Here is a 19,487-nt window from a genome sequence, read left to right on the forward strand (position 1 = left end):
CTCTCGTTGACCCCCGGCCGTCGCATGTGGTCCTGTGTGCTCGACGGCAGTGGAGGAAGTCGGTGCGAGTCCGACGCGGTCCCGCCACTGTCACCGGGGAGCGGGTGCCCAGCCGTCGTGACCACTGCCGTGAGGCGGGAAGGTCGGGCGCGCCGCAGCGATCCGGGAGCCAGGAGACTCGCTGCCGTCATCACCCCGAGTCGAGGGCGCGGACCCTCGGAGGAGGAGCCCGAAGATGGCGCCCGTCGTCCTGCTGCTGTCCACCGCCGACACCGAGCTGCTGGCCGCACGCGGCTCCGGTGCGCTCTACCGCACGGCGAACCCCGCGCGCGTCGAGCCGGAGGGGCTGACTGCGCTGCTCGACGGCGTCGACGTCGTCGTGCTGCGCCTGCTCGGCGGTCGGCGCGCCTGGCCGCAGGGGGTCGACGCGCTCGTCGCCTCGGGCCGCCCGGTCGTGCTGCTGGGCGGCGAGTCGGCCCCCGACGCCGAGCTCATGGCCGCGTCCACCGTGCCCGCGGGCGTGACGGCGGAGGCACTGGCCTACCTGGCCGCCGGGGGCACGACGAACATGGCGGAGCTGCACCGCTTCCTGTCCGACACCGTCCTGCTCACCGGCGAGGGGTTCGCCGCACCGGAGCCCACGCCGGAGTTCGGCGTGCTGGGTGCCCGGCCGCGCGACCCCGCCCGGCCCACGGTCGGCGTCGTCTTCTACCGGGCGCACGCCCTGAGCGGCAACACCGCGTTCGTCGAGACGCTGTGCGACGCGATCGAGGAGCGCGGCGCCAACGCGCTGCCGGTGTTCTGCGCGTCCCTGCGCCAGGCCGACACCGACCTGATGGCGCTGCTCTCGGGCGTCGACGCGCTGGTCACCACGGTGCTCGCGGCGGGCGGCACCGTCGCGTCCGCGGCCTCGGCCGGGGGCGAGGAGGACGCCTGGGACGCCGGTGCGCTCGCCACGCTCGACGTCCCCGTCCTGCAGGGCCTGTCGCTGACGACCTCGCGCGCGACCTGGGAGGAGTCCGACGCGGCGCTGTCGCCGATGGACGCCGCCATGCAGGTCGCCATCCCCGAGTTCGACGGCCGGCTGATCACGGTGCCGTTCTCGTTCAAGGAGACCGCGCCGGGCGACGATCTGCCCGTCTACCGCGCCGACCCCGAGCGCGCCGCCCGGCTCGCGGGGCTCGCGGTGCGGCACGCGTCGCTGCGGCGCACGCCCGTCGGGGAGCGGAAGCTCGCCGTGGTGCTGTCCAGCTACCCGACGAAGCACTCCCGCGTCGGCAACGCCGTGGGGCTGGACACCCCCGCGTCGGCCGTGGTCCTGCTGCGCGCGCTGCGCGACGCCGGGTACGCGGTGGGGGAGTTCCCCGAGGACTCCGACGAGCTGATCCACACCCTGATCGCCGCGGGCGGGCACGACGTCGAGTGGCTGACCGAGGAGCAGCTCTCCGCCGCCCCCGCGCGGGTGCACCTGGCGGACTACCGCCGCTGGTTCGACGCGCTCCCGGCCGCCCTGACCGACGGCATCCGCGAGCACTGGGGGGAGGCGCCCGGCTCGCTCTACGTCGACGGCGACGACATCGTCCTGGCCTCGCTCACCTTCGGCAACGTCATGCTGATGATCCAGCCCCCGCGCGGGTTCGGGGAGAACCCGATCGCGATCTACCACGACCCGGACCTGCCGCCCTCGCACCACTACCTCGCCGCGTACCGCTGGCTGGAGGCTGGTGTCGAGCAGAACGGCTTCGGCGCCGACGCCGTGGTGCACCTGGGCAAGCACGGCACGCTGGAGTGGCTGCCGGGCAAGGGGCTCGGCCTGTCCGCCGACTGCGCGCCGGACGCGGTGCTGGGCGAGCTGCCCCTGGTGTACCCGTTCATCGTCAACGACCCGGGCGAGGGCACGCAGGCCAAGCGCCGCGGGCACGCCGTGGTCGTCGACCACCTCGTGCCGCCGATGGCCCGCGCCGACACCTACGGCGAGATGGCGAAGCTGGAACAGCTCCTCGACGAGTACGCGACCGTCCAGGCGATGGACCCGGCGAAGCTGCCCGCGCTGCGCGCCCGGATCTGGGAGGTGGTGCAGGCGGCGCAGCTGCACCACGACCTGCACGTCGACGCCGCACCCGACGAGGACGACTTCGACGACTTCATCCTGCACATCGACGGGTACCTGTGCGAGGTCAAGGACGTCCAGATCCGCGACGGCCTGCACGTGCTCGGCGGCGTGCCGGAGGGCGAGCCGCAGGTCAACCTCGTACTGAGCATCCTGCGTGCCACGCAGGTGTGGGGCGGCGAGCGGGCCCTGCCCGGCCTGCGCGCGGCGCTGGCGGCGTGGGCGGGGTTGGACGAGCAGGCCCTGCTGGCGGATCCGGGGGCGCCGGTGGCCCCCTCTGCTCTGCACACCGATACGCACCGCGATGCGTCCGGGTGCGCAGAGCAATGGGGGGCGGGCGACCCACGCGAGCGGCTGGTCCGCCTCGCGGGCGGGCCCGCCCGGACCGGGGCCGATCTCGTCGACGTGCTCGAGGGCGTCGCCCGGGCGCTGGTCACCGGCGTGCAGGAGCGGGGCTGGTCCGGTGGTGCGTCGGTGTGCGCAGAGCTGCTGGGCGAGGAGGTCCCCGACGTCGTCGCCGTGCTGGAGTTCGGGTGCGCCGAGGTCGTGCCGCGGCTGGACCGCACCACCGACGAGGTCACCGGCGTGCTGCACGCCCTCGACGGCGGGTACGTCCCGGCCGGGCCGTCCGGCTCGCCGACGCGCGGGCTGGTCAACGTCCTGCCGACCGGGCGCAACTTCTACTCCGTCGACCCGAAGGCGATCCCCTCGCGCAGCGCCTGGGAGATCGGGTCGATGCTGGCCGACTCGCTCATCGCGCGGCACCTGGCCGACACCGGCGCGTACCCGCGGTCGGTCGGCCTGACCGTGTGGGGCACCTCCGCCATGCGCACCCAGGGCGACGACCTCGCCGAGATCCTCGCCCTGATCGGCACCCGCCCCGTCTGGGACGACGCCTCGCGCCGGGTCACCGGATTCGAGATCGTGCCGCGCGAGGAGCTGGGCCGCCCCCGCATCGACGTCACCGTCCGCATCTCGGGCTTCTTCCGCGACGCGTTCCCGCACGTCATCGCCCTGCTCGACGACGCGTTCGCCGCCGTCGCCGAGCTCGACGAGCCGGACAACTTCCTGCGCGAGCACGTCGAGGAGGACGTGGCCGCGCACGGCGACCGCCGCCGCGCCACCGCCCGCATCTTCGGCTCCAAGCCCGGCGCGTACGGCGCGGGCCTGCTCCCGCTGATCGACGCCCGCAACTGGCGCAGCGACGCCGACCTCGCCGAGGTCTACGCCGTCTGGGGCGGCTACGCCTACGGCCGCGGACTCGACGGGCGGGAGGCCCGCGCGGACATGGAGCAGTCCTTCCGGCGCATCTCCGTGGCGGCGAAGAACCAGGACACCCGCGAGCACGACATCGTCGACTCCGACGACTACTTCCAGTACCACGGCGGCATGGTCGCCACCGTCCGCGCGCTGACCGGGCGCACCCCGGCCGCCTACGTGGGCGACTCCGCCGTCACCGACGCCGTGAAGACCCGCACGCTGGCCGAGGAGACCAAGCGGGTCTTCCGCGCGCGCGTCGTCAACCCGAAGTGGATCGCCGCCATGCAGCGGCACGGCTACAAGGGCGCGTTCGAGCTGGCCGCCACCGTCGACTACCTCTTCGGCTACGACGCCACCGCCGGCGTCGTCGACGACTGGATGTACACCCAGCTCGCCGAGAGCTACGTGTTCGACGAGACCAACCGCGCGTTCATGGAGAAGTCGAACCCCTGGGCGCTGCGCGGGATCACCGAACGCCTGCTGGAGGCGGCCGACCGCGGCATGTGGGCCAAGCCCGACGACTCGGTCCTCGACCGGCTCAGGCAGAGCTACCTGGAGCTGGAAGGGGACCTCGAGGGATGAACACTCTCGTGGGGGTCGGCGTCGGCCCCGGTGACCCCGATCTCGTCACCGTCAAGGCGGCGAACCTGCTGGCCAAGGCCGACGTCGTGTTCGTGCCCGTCGCCGACTCCGGCGAGACCGGCCGAGCCGAGCAGACCGCGCTGTTCTACGCCGAGGCCTGGCGCGTCGAGCGGGTGGTGTTCGCGCTGCACGACCGCGAGCACACCGCCCGCCGCGAGCACGCGTGGGACGCCGCGGCCGCGCAGGTGGCGCGCTGGTTCGCCGCGCACCCCGACGGCACCGCGGCGTTCGCCACCATCGGCGACCCGTGCGTCTACTCCACCTTCACCTACCTCGCCGCCACCGTCCGCGACCTGGTCGGCGAGCTCGACGTGCAGCTGATCCCCGGCATCACCGCGATGCAGGACCTCGCCGCCCGCAGCGGCACCCCGCTCGTCGAGGGCCGGGAGACGCTGTCGCTGTTCCCGATGACGGCGGGCGCCGACCGGTTCCGCGAGGCCCTGAACCGTGGCGACGCCGTCGTCGCCTACAAGTTCGGCCGGATGCTCCCCGAGACCCTGGCGGTGCTGCGCGAGACCGGGCGGCTCGACGGCGCGGTGTACGGGGCCGGGCTCGGCCTGGTCGAGGAGGACGTGCGCCCCGCCGCCGACCTCGACCCGGACACCCCCGGCCCGTACCTGTCGACGCTGATCGTGCCCCCCGCCCGCACCGGCCGCGGGGGCGCGCTGTGAGCCTGCTCGACGACACCCTCGCCGCGATCGTGGCGCCCGACGCCGCCGCGCGCGCCGCCGCCGCCGACCGGCTCGACCGGATGACCAAGCCCCCCGGCTCGCTGGGGCGCATCGAGGACCTGGCGGTCACGCTGTGCGGCATCGCGGGTGCCTGCCCGCCGCCACCGCCGGACCCGGCCGTCGTCGTCGTGTGCGCGGGCGACCACGGCGTCCACGCGCAGGGCGTCACGCCGTGGCCGCAGGAGGTGACGGCGCAGATGGTCGCCAACTTCGCCGCCGGCGGGGCCGTGGTCAACGCCTTCGCCCGGGCGGCGGACGTGCAGGTCCGGGTGCTCGACGTCGGCGTGGCCGTCCCGCTGCCCGACCTCGACGGCGTGCTCGCCCGGCGCGTCGCCGACGGCACCGCCGACCTCACGCTCGGCCCCGCGCTGACCCGGGCGCAGGTGGTCGCCGCCGTCGAGGCCGGGATCGCGGCGGTCCCCGCGAGCGGGTGCGTGCTCACCGGCGACATGGGCATCGCCAACACCACCGCCGCCGCGCTGCTGATCTGCGCGTTCACCGGCGCCGACCCCGAGCGGGCCACCGGCCGCGGCACCGGCGTCGACGACGCGACGCTCGCCCGCAAGACCGCCGTCGTCCGCGACGCGCTGGCCCGCCACCGCCCCGACCCGGCCGACCCGCTCGGGGTCCTGGCCGCCTTCGGGGGGCTCGAGCACGCGGCGATCGCCGGGCTGGTGCTCGGCGCCGCGGCGCGGCGGATCCCGGTGCTGCTCGACGGCGTCAGTGCCGGGGCGGCCGCACTGGTCGCGGCGGCGCTCGCACCGCAGGCCGTGGGGTACTGCGTCGCCGGGCACCGCTCCGCCGAGCCGGGGCACCGCCTCGCACTGGGGCATCTGGGCCTGGACCCGCTGCTCGACCTGGGCATGCGTCTGGGCGAGGGCACCGGGGCCGTGCTGGCGCTGCCGCTCCTGCGGGCCGCGGCGCAGGCCCTGCACGACGTCGCCACCTTCGGCGACGCCGGCGTCACCGACGCGGCCCACGAGCCGGTGTAACGCCACGGGTGGGCCCCGGCGAGTACGTCTCCGGGTCGGGACCCGTGACGAGGTGGATCGATGACGCGACGGCGGGCCCGGCCGGTGCGGGTGACGCCCGACGTCACCTGGTTCCCGCCGTCGGACGGCGGGGTCGGGGCGCTGCTGCGGTTGGCCGACGGCGTGCCGGAGGAGGCCGTCCGCCAGATCCGGGACACCGGTGTGGGCGGGCTCCTGCCGATCGGCAACGTGTTCGTGCGCGACGGCGCGGTCTGGCTGCGGACCCCGCAGCCCTCCGGCCCGACCATCGACGACCTGACGACCGGCACCGGGCTGGGCACCGAGGACGCGGTCGCGGTGCTGGGCGGCATCGCCCGGGTCGTGCGGGCACTGCACGCCCGCGGCCTGCACCACGGCCGGATCGCCGGGGACACCGTCCTGCTGGACCCCTCGGGTGCGCCGCTGCTGGTGATGGTCCGTCCCGGGCCGCACGACCGGGCCCGCGACGAGCGGTGCCTCGCCGCGCTGGCCCGCACCCTCGCCGCCGCCTGGTGCGACGCCGACGGGGCGGCGCTGCTGCACCGGTTCGCCGGGCGGCTGGTGCTCGACGGCCTCGACGAGGCGCTGCCCGCCCTGCCGCGCGCGGCGCCCCCCGGCCCGGCCCGGCTGGCGGTGGTCCGGCGCTGGTCGCGCCGATCCTGATCAGGCGAGGCTGATCAGGTGAGGCTGATCAGGTGAGACTGCCCAGGGGGTCGGCGCGGGTCAGCGCCGGGTCGTCGGCGGGGAACGTGCGTGCCCGGCCCGGGCCCGTCGAGCGGGTCTCGAACCGCACGGTGACGCGCCCGTGCCCGGCGCCCTGCACCCACCCGTGGCCGTGCGCGGCGTGCCTGACGTCGTCGCCGGGCCGCCACGGCCGGTCGGCGTCCGGCGCGGGCTCGTCGGTGACCGCGGGGAGTTCGGGGACCTCGCCTGCGACCGGCGCGGACCGCGGCGGCGCGAACAACGCGGGCGGTGGGTCGTCGCCCAGCCCGGCCAGCGACACCCCGATCAGCCGGACGCCGCCCTCGGGCACCGCGGCCCGGGCGAGGCGCTGCGCCACCGCGGTGAGCTCGCCCAGGTCCGTGCTGGCCACGGCGGCGGTCTCGGACCGGGTGTGGGTGGTGAAGTCGGCGCTGCGCACCTTGACGGTGACGGTCCGCGCCGCCCGGCCGGACCCCACGAGCCTGCGGTGCGCCGAGGCGGTGATCCGCGCGACGGCCTCGTGCACCGCGCGCATCGCGGTGAGGTCGGCGTCGAAGGTCGTCTCGGCGCTCACCTGCTTGGCCGCGCCGCGCGGCGCCACCGGCCGCTCGTCGACGCCGCGGGCCAGGCGGTGCAGCTCGGTGCCGACGGCGGTGCCGAGCAGGCCCGTCAGCTCGCGCAGGTCCATCGCGGCGAGCGCGCCGACGGTGCGGACGCCCAGCCGGTGCAGCCCGGCCTCGGCCACCGGACCGACCCCGGACAGCGCGCGCACCGGCAGCGGCGCGAGCACCGCCTCCTGCTCGTCCGGGCCGACGACGCGCAGCCCGTCCGGCTTGGCCAGCTCGGAGGCGATCTTCGCCAGCTGCTTGCCCGACCCGGCCCCGACCGACGCCGGGAGCCCGGTGGCCGCGCGCACCGCCGCGCGCAGGTCGCGGGCGAACCGTTCGACGGCGTCGGCCGCGGCCCCGGCCAGCGCGGGCGGCTCCAGGTAGGCCTCGTCGACCGACACCGGCTCCAGCACCGGGGCCGCCTCCGCCAGCACGGCCATCACCTGCTCGGACAGCGCCTGGTAGAGCACGAACCGCGGCGGCACCGTCACCGCGTGGGGGCACCGGCGCCGGGCCTGGCCCATCGGCATCGCCGACCGGACCCCGAACACCCGCGACTCGTAGCTCGCCCCGGCCACCACCGCCCGCGGTCCCAGGCCCCCGACCAGCACCGGCCGCCCGGCCAGGGTGGGGCGGGTCAGCTGCTCGGCGGAGGCGAAGAAGGCGTCCATGTCCAGGTGCAGGACCCAGCGGCCGGCGTTCATCGGGTGCGCAGCAGGGCGTTCCCGTCCGCCTCGACCACCTCCGGCGGTACGGCGCCGGGCCCGGCGAGCGCGGCCGGGTGGCCGGGGGCGGGCGCGAGGTCGTGCAGCCAGGCCTGCCGCCCGGCCCAGCGCACGGCGCCGTCGGCGGCCAGCGTGATGTCCGACATCGGCGTCGACAGGCCCTCGCCGGTCGACTTGAGCAGCGCCTCCTTGCGCGTCCAGAGCCGGAAGAACGCGGCCTCGTCGCCGACGGTCTCGGTGGGGGAGCAGGCGTGCGCGGCCATCCCGGCGAGGTCGGGCAGCGGGCGGGCCTGTTCGACGTCGAGGCCGACCGGTCCGTCGTGCACGGCGACGCCGACCAGGTCGCCCGCGTGGGTCAGCGAGAAGCCCGGCCCGTCGCCGTCGAGCCGGGGCTTGCCGTGCGGGCGGCCGCAGCGGCAGGTGCGGTCGAACACCAGCGCGGCGGGATCGGCGTCCAGGCGCGCGCCGAGCGCGAGGCGGGTCAGGGCGTGGGCGGCGAGGTAGCGGGCGGCGTCGACCTCGCGGCGGAAGCGGTCGAGCCGTTCGCGCTCGTGCGCGTCGAGGATGCCGACGAGGCCGGGCGCGTCGCCGGGTGTCAGCGGCGCGGCCCACCAGACCGTGCAGGTGCCCACGTCGCGATCGTAGGCGCCGCCGGTCCCGTGGCCGCGGTGCAGCAACGGGACCGGCGGCGCGGCACGCCGCGGATCAGGCCGAGCGGCGGATCGGGCTGATCCGGCGGCCTTGGGCGGGCCGGGCGGGTGCCGCCGGGCCGCGGTGGCGGACGGCCGGGGGCACCGGTTCGGTGCGCGTCCCGCGCCGGGCGGCGCGGTTGGCGGGCGGGTTCGGGTTCGGGTTCGGTTCACGCATGCGGGACTCCTGAGGCAGCACGGGGCCGGACACGGCCGGACCGGCCGGTGGACGGGGACGGGGCGGCGGGGACCGGAGGGGTCGACCGGCCGCGGGGGCCGCGTGGTCGCGGCGGCGTCTCAGTTGCGCATGGACGGGACGGTAGCCGCGGGCCGCCCGCCCGCGCGAGCGGATTTCCTACAGTGGGGCCGTGCCTGACGGAGCGGTGGCCGACGTGGTGGTGATCGGGGGCGGCATCGCCGGGGCGTCGGTGGCCTACGAGCTGGCCGCCGACCGGTCGGTGCTGCTGCTGGAGGCCGAGGACGCCCTCGGGACGCACTCGACCGCCCGCTCGGCGGCGGTCTACGTGCCCGGGCACGGCGCCCGGGAGGTGCGGGAGCTGGTCGAGCGCAGCGGGCCGCGGTTCGCCGCGCTCGCCGACGAGCTCGGCACCCCGCCGCTGCTCACTCCGCGCCCGGTGCTCTGGGTCGGCTGCGACGAGCCGGGCGAGCGGGCGCTGGTCGCGCTGCTCGCCGAGCGTGCGGGCGAGCCCGACGCCCCGGCCCCGCTGGCCGCCGCCGACGCGCACCGGCTCTGCCCGACCCTCGTCCCCGGCGTCGTCCGGGCCGCCGCGCTCACCGCGGGCGCGGCCGACGTCGACACCGACGCGCTGCACCAGGGCTACGTCCGCGGTCTGAAGGCCCGCGGGGGCGCGGTCCGTACGGGCGCCCGGGTCACCGCGGTCGCCCGCGACGGCGACGGCTGGCGGGTCACGGCGGGCGGTGCGGTGCTGCGTGCCGGGGAGGTCGTGGACGCCGCGGGGGCCTGGGCCGACGAGGTCGCCGCGCTCGCCGGCGTCCCGCGCCTCGGGCTCGCGCCGCTGCGGCGGACCATCGCGGTGGCCCGGGTGCCCGACCCGTCGCGGCTGAGCCGCCCGATGGTGATCGACGCCGCGGAGCGCTTCTACTTCAGGACCGACGGGGACCTCCGGGCCGGCAGCGCCGACCTGCTGGTCTCCCGCGGCGACGAGACCCCCGCCCCGCCCGGCGACGCCCGCCCCGCCGAGGTGGACGTGGCGCTCGCGCTGGAGCGCGTCGAGGCCGTCACGGGGCTGGGGCTGCGCTCGGTCCGCACGAGCTGGGCGGGGCTGCGCTCGTTCGTGCCCGACCGGCGCCCGGTCGTCGGCGCGTGGCCGGAGCATCCCGGCTTCTGGTTCGTCGCGGGGCAGGGCGGGTCGGGCATCGAGTCCGCGCCCGCGCTGTCGGTGCTGGCCGCGGCGGTGGTGCGCGGGGCGCCCGCTCCGGCCGGCCTGGCGCCGTCCCGGCTTCACGTAAGCTGACGCTTACATCAGCGATGGGAGCCCCGTGACCACCACCCACGACGACCCCGCCACCCTGTTCGACGGCGCGTTCTGGTCCGACCCGTACCCGCTCTACGCGGCGCAGCGCTCCGGTGCCCCGGTCTGCCGGGTCCAGCAGCCCGACGGCCCGGTCTGGATGATGTTCGACCACGCCGACGTGCGGGCCGCGCTCACCGACCCCCGGCTGAGCAAGGACTGGCGGTACACGCTGCCCGCCGAGGCCCGCGAGGGACAGCCGGCCACCCCGATCCCGATGATGATCCTGATGGACCCGCCGGAGCACACCCGGCTGCGCAAGCTGGTCTCGCGCACCTTCACCGTGCGCCGGATGGAGGAGCTGCGCCCGCGCGTCGCGGAGTACGCGAACCGGCTGATCGACGACCTGCCCGCCACCGGGCCCGTCGACCTCATGGCCTCCTACGCCTTCCTGCTCCCGGTCTTCGTCATCTGCGAGCTGCTCGGCGTCCCCGCGCAGGACCGCGACGACTTCGCGGCCTGGTCGAACGTCATGGTCGACGAGTCGACGCAGGACCAGTCGATGGAGGCGGCGGGCAAGCTGCACGCCTACCTGTCGACCCTGATCGACGCCAAGCGGGAGAACCCCGACGACGCGCTGATCAGCGGGCTGATCGCGGTGGCCGACGACGGCGACGTGCTCGCCCAGGACGAGCTGGTCGCCATGGCGATGATGCTGCTCATCGCCGGGCACGAGACCACCGTCAACCTCATCGGCAACGGTGTGCTGGCCCTGCTCACCCACCCGGAGCAGCGGGCGCTGCTCGCGGAGCGGCCCGAACTCATCGGCCCCGCGGTCGAGGAGTTCCTGCGCTGGGACTCCCCGGTGCACAGCGCCCCGGCCCGGTTCGCCGCCGAGGACGTCGTGTACTCGGGGGTGACGATCCCGGCCGGCTCGGTCGTGTCGCTCTCGCTGGCCTCGGCCAACCGGGACGACAAGCGCCTCCCCGACGCCGCGGACCTGCGGATCGACCGCGACGCGAGCGGCCACACCGCGTTCGGCCACGGGCTGCACCACTGCCTGGGTGCCCAGCTCGCCCGGATCGAGGGCCAGGAGGCGATCGGGCTGCTGCTGGCCCGGCGTCCGGAGCTGGCTCTGGCCGTCGACCCGGCCGAGCTGGTCTACCGCCGCAGCACGCTGATCCGCGGCCTGCGCACCCTCCCGGTGCACCCCGGCGCGCCCGCCTGAGCCCCCGTACCCGCCGGGTGAACGGCACGTTCGCACAATGGCGTCGGGCGGACGTGCCGTTCGCCCGACGACCGGGAGGTGTGCGTGACGCGCGGAGCGCTGTTCGACCCGCTGTTCGGGGGTGACCGGGTCGCCGCCCGGCTCGACGACACCGCCTGGGTGGCGGCGCTCGTCGCCGTCGAGGTGGCGCTGGCCCGGGCCGCGGCCGCGCACGGCGTCATCCCGGCCGCACACGCCGAGGCGATCGCGGCCGTCGAGCTCGACCTCGACCCGGCGGCGCTCGGGCGCGCGGCCGTCGAGGGGGGCAACCCGGTGATCCCGCTGGTCCGCGCGTTGCGCGCGGCCGTCGGGCCCGAGGTGGCCCCCTCGGTGCACCCGGGGGCGACGAGCCAGGACGTCCTCGACACCGCCGCGATGCTGCTCACCGGCTGGGCCGGGGAGATCCTGCTCGACGACCTGCGCGGGGCCGCCGACGCCGCCGCCGGCCTCGCCGCGGCCCACCGTGACACCCCGACGACGGCCCGCACGCTGGGCCAGCAGGCGCTGCCCACGACGTTCGGCCTCGTCGCCGCGGGCTGGTGCGCCGGGCTCGACCGCGCCCGCACCGGGCTCGCCTCCGTCCTGCGCGGGCTGCCGGTGCAGCTCGGGGGCCCGGCGGGCACGCTCGACGGCCTGCCGCTGCCCGTCGCCGCCGACCTGGCGGCGGGCCTGGGCCTGGCCGACCCGGGCGTCCCGTGGCACACCGAGCGCACCCGCGTGGGCGAGCTGGCGGGAGCGCTCGGCGTCGCCGCCGGTGCGTGCGCGAAGCCCGCCACCGACGTCGTGCTGCTCGCCGGCACGGAGCTGGGGGAGGTGAGCGAGGCCGCGCCGGGGGACTCGTCGTCGATGCCGCACAAGCGCAACCCGATCGCCGCCGTCACCGCCCGCGCCGCGGCGCGCCGGGCGCCCGGGCTCGTCGCGGTGCTGCTCGCGGCGATGGACGGCGAGCACCAGCGGGCGGCGGGGGCGTGGCACAGCGAGTGGGAGACCCTGGCCGACCTGCTGCGCGCCACCGGCGGGGCGGCGGCGCGGCTGCGCGTCAGCCTGGAGGGGCTGGCGGTGCATCCCGATCGCATGGTCGCGGGCCCTCCGGACGTGGGCCGCGCACCCGAGCTGGTGGACCGGATCCTCGGCGGCCGTCCCCCGTCATGATCACCGGTCGGGCGCGTTTCCGGCGGGATGTCGCCGGTAACGCGCCCAGACGGTGATCATGGACGGTTCGACGCGGTCAGCGGCGGGCGAGCAGGCTGCTGGCCTCCTGGGCCGCGGCGCCCTCGGTCTCCAGGTGGGCCAGGGCGGGGCTGAGCTCCTCGCCGCGGTGCCGCACGGTCTGGGCGTAGAGGCGCCCGGCCCGGTACGACGAGCGCACCAGCGGCCCGGCCATCACCCCGGCGAACCCCATGGCCTGCGCGGCCTCGGAGTGCTCGACGAACTCCTCGGGCTTGACCCAGCGCTCGACCGGGTGGTGCCGCGCGGAGGGCCGCAGGTACTGGGTGATCGTGATGATCTCGCAGCCGGCCTCGTGCAGGTCGCGCAGCGCGGAGACGACCTCCTCCGGCGTCTCGCCCATGCCCAGGATCAGGTTGGACTTGGTGACCAGCCCGGCCGCGCGGGCCTTCGTGATCACCTCCAGCGAGCGGTCGTAGCGGAACGCGGGCCGGATCCGCTTGAAGATCCGCGGCACCGTCTCCAGGTTGTGCGCGAGCACCTCGGGACGGGTGGCGAAGACCTCGTCGAGCTGGGCGTCGACCGAGTTGAAGTCCGGGATCAGCAGCTCGACGCCGGTGCCCGGGTTCAGCTCGTGGATCAGCCGGACGGTTTCGGCGTAGAGCCAGGCGCCGCCGTCGGGCTGGTCGTCGCGCGCGACGCCGGTGACGGTGGAGTACCGCAGGCCCATCTGCCGCACCGACTCGGCGACCCGGCGGGGCTCGTCGCGGTCGAGATCGGCGGGGCGGCCGGTGTCGATCTGGCAGAAGTCGCAGCGCCGCGTGCACTGCTCGCCGCCGATGAGGAAGGTGGCCTCGCGGTCCTCCCAGCACTCGTAGATGTTGGGGCAGCCGGCCTCCTCGCACACCGTGTGCAGGCCGCCGGAGCGCACCAGCGACTTGAGTTCGGTGTACTGCGGGCCGGTGCGGGCCTTCGTCCGGATCCACGGCGGTTTGCGCTCGATGGGGGTCTCGCTGTTGCGGACCTCCAGGCGCAGGAGCTTGCGACCCTCGGGTGCGCCCCCGATCATCTGGGCTGTCACACCGGCCAGGCTACGCCGGATCCGGGGACACGCCCGTCTCGGCGGCGGTGACCTCCCACAGCCGGGCCGCCAGCGCGGCGTCGCGGGCCGCGCCGCTGCGCCGGGCCGGGGCCGGGAGACCGCGGGACTCGCCCGGACCGCCCGGGCCGACGTAGTCACCCCCGTCCACCTGCGGGGACGTCGCCGCGTAGAGCTGCGGCAGCATCCCGCGCTCCACCCGCTGCGTCACCACCGCGTTGACGGCCCGGGCCAGCGGGAGCACCAGCCGGGCCCCGGCACGCGCCCGCACCGACGTCGACAGCAGCGCGGTGTCGGTCAGCCCCGGGTGCGCCGCGACGGAGATCACGTCCGCGCCCGCCGCCCGCAGCCGCCGGTCGAGCTCGGCGGCGAACAGCAGGTTGGCCAGCTTGCTCTGGCTGTAGGCGCGGGCGCCGGTGTAGGCGCGGCGGGCGAAGTGCAGGTCGTCGACGTCGAGGCCGGGCCCGCGGTGCGCGAGGCTCGACAGCGTCACCACCCGGGCCGCGCCGGCCCCGCGCAGCGCGGGCATCAGCAGCCACGTCAGCGCCGCGTGGCCGAGGTGGTTGGTGCCGATCTGGGTCTCGAACCCGTCGACCGTCACCCCCGGCGGCAGCCCCATCACCCCGGCGTTGTTCATCAGCACGTGTAGAGCGTCGCCGGTGCGTTCCCGCACGTCGGCGGCGGCCCGGCGGACCGAGTCGAGGTCGGCCAGGTCGAGCTCGACCGGCTCGCCACCCTGTACCTGCGCCACCGCCGCCCGGCCGCGGTCCGGGTCGCGCGCCCCGAGCAGCACCCGGGCCCCGGCCCGGCCCAGCGCCGTCGCCGAGGCGAGTCCGAGCCCGGACGTGGCGCCGGTCACCAGCACCGTCCGTCCGGTCTGGTCCGGTAGGTCCGAGATCGTCCACCCCATGTCCCTATCCTCGACGGGTGGACTTCCGGATCTTCACCGAGCCCCAGCAGGGCGCCGACTACGACGACCTGCTCCGGGTCGCCCAGGCCGCCGAGGCGGCAGGCTACGACGCCTTCTTCCGCTCCGACCACTACCTCGCGATGGGCGACGCCTCCGGCGAGCCCGGCCCCACCGACGCGTGGCTGACCCTCGCCGGGCTCGCCCGCGAGACCTCCCGCATCCGCCTCGGCACGCTCGTGTCCTCGGCGACGTTCCGGCTGCCCGGCCCGCTGGCGGTGTCGGTGGCCCAGGTCGACCGCATGTCGCGCGGGCGCGTCGAGCTGGGACTGGGCTCGGGCTGGTTCGACGCCGAGCACGCCGCCTACGGCATCCCGTTCCCGCCGCTGGGGGAGCGCTTCGACCGCCTCGCCGAGCAGCTGGAGATCGTCACCGGCCTGTGGGGGACGCTGCCCGGCGAGCGCTACTCCTTCGACGGTGCGCACTACACCGTCACCGACTCCCCGGCGCTGCCCAAGCCGGTGCAGCAGCCGCGCCCGCCGATCGTCGTCGGGGGCCGGGGGAAGCGGCGCACCCCGGAGCTGGCCGCGCGGTTCGCGAGCGAGTTCAACGTCCCCTTCTCCGATGTCGACGTCGCCGCGGAGCAGTTCGGGCGCGTCGACGCCGCGTGCCGGGCGGTCGGCCGCGACCCCGCGGAGCTGGTGCGCTCGGTGGCGCAGGTCGTGTGCGTGGGCCGTGACGACGCCGAGATCGCCCGCCGCGCGCTGACCCTGGGCCGCGAGGTCGACGAGCTGCGCGCCAACGGCCTCACCGGTACCCCGGCCGAGGTCGTCGACCGCATCGGCACCTGGCGGGAGAAGGCCGGGGTCACGCGGCTGTACCTGCAGCTCATGGACCTCGACGACCTCGACCAGATCGACCTGATCGCCTCCGACGTCGCCGGGCGGCTCTGACGTGCTGCGCTGGAACCCGACCCTGATCCGGGCGACCGCCGCCGCGGCGGTGGCGGCGCTGGTGCTCACCACGGTGGTGGGCGCGTTCCAGCTGCCCGGCCTGGCGCTGGTCTCGATCGTGGTGATCGGTGTCGGGGTCGCGGTGGCGGCGGTGCTGGTGTCGGCGCGGGGCCGGAAGAACTAGCGCAGGGTCGGGTGCAGGTGCAGGTCGAGCCCGGCCGGTTCCGGCGCCCGGGCCACCGGGTGCTCGGTGACCGGCAGCGCCCCGTCGAGGGCGTCGAGGACGGCCGCGGTGACGTCGTCCACGACGGAGGCGACCGGCACCGCGCGGCCCAGCTCGGCCGACAGGGAGCTGACCCCGGCGTCGGCGATCCCGCACGGCACGATCCGGTCGAACGCACCGAGGTCGGGGTCGCAGTTCAGGGCGAACCCGTGCAGCGTCACGCCGCCCTGCACGCGCACCCCGATGGCGCCCAGCTTGCGCTCGGGCCCGCGGTCGTCGGCGGGCAGCCACACCCCGCTGCGCCCCTCGACCCGCCCGGCCGCGGTGACGCCGAGCCCGTGCACGACGTGGATCAGGGCCTCCTCCAGCCGCCGCACGAAGTCGACGACGTCCAGCGGCTCGGCGAGCCCGACGATCGGGTAGCCGACCAGCTGGCCCGGCCCGTGCCAGGTGATCCGGCCGCCGCGGTCGACGTCGACGACGGGGGTGCCGTCGGTGGGCCGGTCCTGCGGCTGGGTGCGCTTCCCCGCGGTGTAGACCGAGTGGTGCTCCAGCAGCATCAGGACGTCGGGGCCGGTGCCGTCGCGCCGGGCCGCGGCGTGGGCGCGCTGGGCGTCCCACGCCACGAGGTAGTCGACGGTGCCGGTCCGGTCGACGCGGACGGGGTCGGTGCTGCGCCGGCAGCTCGCACGGGACGCCATGCCTGGCAGGTTACGCCGCAGCGGGCCCCGTCGAGCACCGGTCAGGCCCGCAGGAGCGGGGCCAGCGCGTCGATCAGGATCGGCACCGTCGGCGGCGTGACGGGGAACCCGGCGGAGTTCTGCCGGGCGTCCAGCACGACGTAGCGGCCCTGGGCGATCACCGGGATCGCGGAGAACACCGGGTCGGCCAGCAGCGCGGCCTGCAGCTCGTCACCGGCGTGGCCGATCACCACGAAGTCGACGTCGAGCCGCGCGGAGGCCAGCTCCAGCGAGACGTCCTCGTAGCCGTCCTGCGCGGTCGGCGAGTCGGCGACCACCACGTTGAGCTCGGCGAGGAAGTTGGGCAGCTCCGCGCCGGGCACCCGGAAGTTGACGGTGCCGTCCCCGGCGTAGTCCAGCAGCACCGCCGCGGTGACCGGGGTGGCGCGCCGGGCCGCGGCGATCTGCGCGTCGACCTCGGCGAGCACCCGCCGGGCGACGTCGGGGGCCCCGAAGATCTCCCCGAGCAACGTCACCGTGGCCCGCAGATCGGTCTCCGGCAGCTGCACGAGCGGGCCGACCGCGCGGGCGGGCTCCCAGTAGTCGCCCAGGTTGCCGTTGGCCAGGATGAGGTCCGGGGCCAGCGCGGCCACCGCCTCGACCGGCACCCCGTCGGCGACGGTGAACGCGGGCCCGGGGGCGAGCTGGTCGGCGATCCAGGGGTACTCCTCGGGCGTGGCCGTGCCGCCGAAGCCGACGAGCCGGTACTCCGGGGTCAGGAACGGCACCAGGAACGGCAGGACGCGGTTGCCGTTCATCGCGACGATCCGGCGCGGGGCGCGGTCCAGCCGCACCGGCCCGTCGTCGGGGGTGGTGACGGTGCGCGGGAAGCCGGGGTCGGCCGGTGCCGTCCCGGGGTCGGCGGCGCAGGCGGTGAGCAGGCCGGCCGCGGCGATCATTCCGAGGAACCGGCGGCGGGTGGCGTCGTCGACGACCGGGGGAGCGAGCAGGGTGGGCGCCACGGGGACTCCTCGGACGATCCGGACAGGTCGCCGAAGTAAAGCAAGCCTCAACTAGGCAAGACAACCCTCATATCGGGCGTCGGACCCCGAGGTGCTCCAGCACCGCCTGCGCCGCGCGCCGCCCGCTGACCAGCGCGCCCTGCGTCGACGGGGTGTCACGGTGGTCGCCCGCCACGAACAGCCCGTCGCCGAGCGCGACGTCGCGGCGCACCGGGTGGCCGGGCCGGAACGCGGGCAGTGCGGCCCGGACCGGTGCGGTGTGCAGCAGTTCCCACCCCTCGACCGGGCGGCCGTAGACCCTGGCCAGCTCGCGGCGCACCTGCGGCTCCGGCAGCGGGTCGCCCAGCACCGTGGAGGACACCAGCGCGCGGTCGTCGGGGGAGTAGCCGGGCGCCGCGCGGGTGAGGACCACGGTGTTGGCGACCGGCCCGCCGGTGCCGTCGAGGTGCAGCAGCGGCAGCTCGGCCGGCGGGGTGTCGGTCACGTGGTAGTAGGTGGTCAGCGCGTGCATCGGCGCCACGTCGAGCCCGGGGAGCAGGGTGCCCGCGGCGACCGGGTCGGTCGCCACCAGCACCGCGCGCGCGGTGTGCTCGCCGTCGGCGGTGTGCACCACGCCGGGGCGCACGGTGGTGACCCGTCGCCCCAGGCGCAGCACGCCGTCGGGCAGGCCCGCGGCGAGCCGGGCGGGCAACGCGCCCATGCCGTCGGCCGGCACCGCGACCGTCCCGAGCGCGAAGCTGCGCCACACCAGCCGCACGAACGCCGCCGACGTCGCCAGCGCCGACTCGCCGAGCACCCCGGACAGGAAGGGGCGCAGGAACCGCTCCACGACCGGCCCGTCCAGGCCCGCCGCGGCGAGGTCCTGCGCGGCCGACCGGTCGACGATCCCGGCCGTGCGCGACGGCGGCGTGGCCAGCACCCGCGCGGTCCAGGCCACCAGCCGGGCCTTGTCCGCGACGCCGAACAGCCCGTCGACGGCCGTCGCGAACGCCTGGGACGGGCGCCGCACCGGGTTCGCGAAGCGGTGCAGGGCGCCGTCGCCGCCGCGGATGGCGGCCCCGGGCTCGAACGCGCGCAGGTCGAGCGCGGCGAGATCGGTGGCGGTGCGCAGCGCGGGGTAGGAGGTGTTGAGCACCTGGAAGCCGCGGTCGCAGCGGAAGCCGTCGACGACGTCGGTGGCCATCCGGCCACCGGGGCGGTCGGCGGCGTCCAGCACCGTGACCTCGAGCCCCCGGCGGGTGAGCAGCTGCGCCGCGCGCAGCCCGGCGAGCCCGGCGCCGACGACCAGGACGTCGGTCACGACCCGACGGCCGCGGCCAGCGCCTCGCCGACCGCGTGGTGGCGGAACTGGTACCCGGTGGCCTGCAGCTGCGCGGGCAGCACGCGCTGGCCGAACAGCGCCATCTCCTCGCCCATCGTGCCCATCACCGTGCGGATGACGAACGCGGGCACCGGGATCGAGGTGGGGCGGCCGACGGCGGCGGCGAGGGCCTTCGTCAGCTCGGCGTTGGTGACGGGGGTGGGACCGACGATGTTGAGCGGCCCGGTGACCGCCGGGTTCTCCAGGGCGAACCGGATGGCGCCCACCTCGTCGTCGAGCGACACCCACGGCATGTACTGCTGGCCCGAGCCCAGCCGCCCGCCCAGGAACGCCTTGAACAGCGGGCGCAGGACCCCGAGCAGCCCACCGGCGGGGGAGAGCACCAGGCCGGTGCGCAGCAGCACCACCCGCGCCCCCGCGTCCTGCGCCTTCGCGGTGGCGGCCTCCCAGTCGACGCACAGGTCGGCGAGGAACCCGGCGCCGCGTGGCGCGGACTCGTCGACGGGCCGGCCCGCGGTGTCACCGTAGAAGCCGACGGCCGACCCGGACAGGAACGCGGGCACCCCGTGCTCGGCGACGGCGGCGGCCAGCACCTCGGTGGGCACCGTCCGGCTGTCGCGCAGCTCCTGCTTGCGCGCGCCGGTCCACGGCCGGTCGGCCAGCCCCGCGCCCCCCAGGTTGACCACGGCGTCGACGCCGTCGAACGTGCCGGGGTCGATGCGTCCGGACGGGGGGTCCCAGCCCCGCTCGTCGGGGGCGGCGGGTGCCCGGCGGACCAGCCGCAGGACGTCGTGCCCCGCCTCGCGCAGGTGGGAGACGAGGGCTGTTCCGATCAGACCGGACGACCCGGCGATGACGACGCGCACGCGGTGAATCCT

18 protein-coding genes and 1 riboswitch are annotated in these 19,487 nt (G+C 76.4%); of the genes, 9 read left to right on the top strand and 9 right to left on the bottom strand.

What is annotated here, in order from left to right; genetic code table 11:
* Nucleotides 1–27 precede the first annotated feature (27 nt).
* Nucleotides 28–200: riboswitch (cobalamin riboswitch) on the top strand.
* 35 nt (nucleotides 201–235) lie between these two features.
* From cobN to PHY01_RS19495, 4 genes are read left to right on the top strand one after another with little or no spacing between them, the layout of a single operon-like run.
* Nucleotides 236–3,952 carry a cobaltochelatase subunit CobN gene (cobN, locus tag PHY01_RS19480; protein ID WP_141280464.1) on the top strand — a complete coding sequence of 1,239 codons (3,717 nt, stop codon included), beginning with the start codon at nucleotides 236–238 and terminating at the stop codon, nucleotides 3,950–3,952.
* Nucleotides 3,949–4,683, top strand: a complete 735-nt coding sequence (gene cobI, locus PHY01_RS19485; RefSeq protein WP_141280465.1) for a precorrin-2 C(20)-methyltransferase — start codon at nucleotides 3,949–3,951, stop codon at nucleotides 4,681–4,683. The genes cobN and cobI overlap by 4 nt, the downstream gene beginning before the upstream one ends.
* On the top strand, nucleotides 4,680–5,735 hold the full coding sequence (gene cobT / locus PHY01_RS19490; RefSeq protein WP_218030233.1) for a nicotinate-nucleotide--dimethylbenzimidazole phosphoribosyltransferase: 1,056 nt from the start codon (nucleotides 4,680–4,682) through the stop codon (nucleotides 5,733–5,735). Before cobI ends, cobT begins: the two co-directional genes overlap by 4 nt.
* A gap of 60 nt (nucleotides 5,736–5,795) precedes the next feature.
* Entirely contained in the window at nucleotides 5,796–6,416 is a 621-nt protein-coding gene (locus tag PHY01_RS19495; protein ID WP_141280466.1) for a hypothetical protein, read from the top strand.
* Nucleotides 6,417–6,444: 28 nt separating this feature from the next.
* Here the strand turns inward: PHY01_RS19495 and PHY01_RS19500 are convergent, their stop codons facing one another.
* From PHY01_RS19500 to PHY01_RS26645, 3 genes are all read right to left on the bottom strand, one after another.
* Complete coding sequence (locus tag PHY01_RS19500; RefSeq protein WP_141280467.1) at nucleotides 6,445–7,767, bottom strand: DNA polymerase IV; 1,323 nt, start codon at nucleotides 7,765–7,767, stop codon at nucleotides 6,445–6,447.
* Nucleotides 7,764–8,420, bottom strand: a complete 657-nt coding sequence (locus tag PHY01_RS19505) for a 4'-phosphopantetheinyl transferase family protein (protein WP_141280468.1) — start codon at nucleotides 8,418–8,420, stop codon at nucleotides 7,764–7,766. The genes PHY01_RS19500 and PHY01_RS19505 overlap by 4 nt, the downstream gene beginning before the upstream one ends.
* 73 nt (nucleotides 8,421–8,493) lie before the next feature.
* A complete protein-coding gene (locus PHY01_RS26645; protein ID WP_170183891.1) occupies nucleotides 8,494–8,655 on the bottom strand; it encodes a hypothetical protein in 162 nt (53 codons plus the stop codon).
* A gap of 190 nt (nucleotides 8,656–8,845) precedes the next feature.
* Between PHY01_RS26645 and PHY01_RS19510 the strand changes: the two genes are divergently transcribed.
* From PHY01_RS19510 to PHY01_RS19520, 3 genes are all read left to right on the top strand, one after another.
* Nucleotides 8,846–9,973 carry an NAD(P)/FAD-dependent oxidoreductase gene (locus PHY01_RS19510; protein ID WP_170183892.1) on the top strand — a complete coding sequence of 376 codons (1,128 nt, stop codon included), beginning with the start codon at nucleotides 8,846–8,848 and terminating at the stop codon, nucleotides 9,971–9,973.
* 25 nt (nucleotides 9,974–9,998) lie between these two features.
* A complete protein-coding gene (locus PHY01_RS19515; RefSeq protein WP_141280470.1) occupies nucleotides 9,999–11,198 on the top strand; it encodes a cytochrome P450 family protein in 1,200 nt (399 codons plus the stop codon).
* A gap of 84 nt (nucleotides 11,199–11,282) precedes the next feature.
* On the top strand, nucleotides 11,283–12,389 hold the full coding sequence (locus tag PHY01_RS19520) for a lyase family protein (RefSeq protein WP_246086015.1): 1,107 nt from the start codon (nucleotides 11,283–11,285) through the stop codon (nucleotides 12,387–12,389).
* Nucleotides 12,390–12,465: 76 nt separating this feature from the next.
* Here PHY01_RS19520 and lipA read toward each other — a convergent pair whose 3' ends face one another.
* Both lipA and PHY01_RS19530 read right to left on the bottom strand, forming a co-directional pair.
* Entirely contained in the window at nucleotides 12,466–13,473 is a 1,008-nt protein-coding gene (gene lipA, locus PHY01_RS19525) for a lipoyl synthase (protein ID WP_370467366.1), read from the bottom strand.
* Nucleotides 13,474–13,495: 22 nt separating this feature from the next.
* A complete protein-coding gene (locus PHY01_RS19530; RefSeq protein WP_141280472.1) occupies nucleotides 13,496–14,413 on the bottom strand; it encodes an oxidoreductase in 918 nt (305 codons plus the stop codon).
* A 17-nt stretch (nucleotides 14,414–14,430) separates the two neighbouring features.
* Between PHY01_RS19530 and PHY01_RS19535 the strand changes: the two genes are divergently transcribed.
* Nucleotides 14,431–15,363, top strand: a complete 933-nt coding sequence (locus tag PHY01_RS19535) for an LLM class F420-dependent oxidoreductase (protein WP_141280473.1) — start codon at nucleotides 14,431–14,433, stop codon at nucleotides 15,361–15,363.
* A 1-nt stretch (nucleotide 15,364) separates the two neighbouring features.
* Nucleotides 15,365–15,547: a hypothetical protein gene (locus PHY01_RS19540; RefSeq protein WP_141280474.1), complete on the top strand. Its 183-nt coding sequence runs from the start codon at nucleotides 15,365–15,367 to the stop codon at nucleotides 15,545–15,547.
* Here the strand turns inward: PHY01_RS19540 and lipB are convergent.
* From lipB to PHY01_RS19560, 4 genes are all read right to left on the bottom strand, one after another.
* Nucleotides 15,544–16,287, bottom strand: coding sequence for a lipoyl(octanoyl) transferase LipB (gene lipB, locus PHY01_RS19545; RefSeq protein WP_141280475.1), 744 nt, complete (start codon nucleotides 16,285–16,287; stop codon nucleotides 15,544–15,546). The two genes, PHY01_RS19540 and lipB, sit on opposite strands and share 4 nt — an antisense overlap.
* A 41-nt stretch (nucleotides 16,288–16,328) precedes the next feature.
* Nucleotides 16,329–17,288 carry an ABC transporter substrate-binding protein gene (locus tag PHY01_RS19550; RefSeq protein WP_141280476.1) on the bottom strand — a complete coding sequence of 320 codons (960 nt, stop codon included), beginning with the start codon at nucleotides 17,286–17,288 and terminating at the stop codon, nucleotides 16,329–16,331.
* A gap of 67 nt (nucleotides 17,289–17,355) precedes the next feature.
* Nucleotides 17,356–18,588 (bottom strand): NAD(P)/FAD-dependent oxidoreductase, encoded by a 1,233-nt coding sequence (locus PHY01_RS19555; RefSeq protein WP_141280477.1) that lies wholly within the window; start codon nucleotides 18,586–18,588, stop codon nucleotides 17,356–17,358.
* Nucleotides 18,585–19,475, bottom strand: coding sequence for a TIGR01777 family oxidoreductase (locus tag PHY01_RS19560; RefSeq protein ID WP_141280478.1), 891 nt, complete (start codon nucleotides 19,473–19,475; stop codon nucleotides 18,585–18,587). Before PHY01_RS19560 ends, PHY01_RS19555 begins: the two co-directional genes overlap by 4 nt.
* Nucleotides 19,476–19,487: the final 12 nt, after the last annotated feature.

The organism is Pseudonocardia hydrocarbonoxydans (genome assembly GCF_006539565.1).
In the GTDB taxonomy this organism is placed as follows: Bacteria; Actinomycetota; Actinomycetes; order Mycobacteriales; family Pseudonocardiaceae; genus Pseudonocardia; species Pseudonocardia hydrocarbonoxydans.